General features: G+C 64.7%; 1 protein-coding gene. It reads left to right on the top strand.

Features of this window, described 5'->3' with window-relative positions:
• The coding region (locus tag ACG00Y_RS28915) for an IS110 family transposase (protein ID WP_394485111.1) at positions 1–255 on the top strand (255 nt) is incomplete at both ends.

The following is a 255-nucleotide window of genomic DNA, read 5'->3' as shown; positions in this document are numbered from 1 at the left end:
GAACCGTTTCGACAAGCCGCCAAGCTGCTGAGCACGATGCCCGGCATCAGCGACGTCAGCGCCAACGTCGTCGTTGCAGAGATTGGCATCGATATGTCGCGCTTCCCCACGCCCGGCCATCTGTTGTTCTGGGCATGCCTGTGCCCTCGCAATGACGAGAGTGCCGGCAAGCGACGCAGCACCCGGCTGCGCCGTGGCGGCGTCTGGCTCAAGACTACGCTGGTGCAAGCGGCCTGGGCCGCCATCAAGGTCAAG

Source organism: Pelomonas parva (genome assembly GCF_043555835.1).
In the GTDB taxonomy this organism is placed as follows: domain Bacteria; phylum Pseudomonadota; class Gammaproteobacteria; order Burkholderiales; family Burkholderiaceae_C; genus Pelomonas; species Pelomonas parva.
This window is presented reverse-complemented; position numbering and strand designations above follow the sequence as displayed.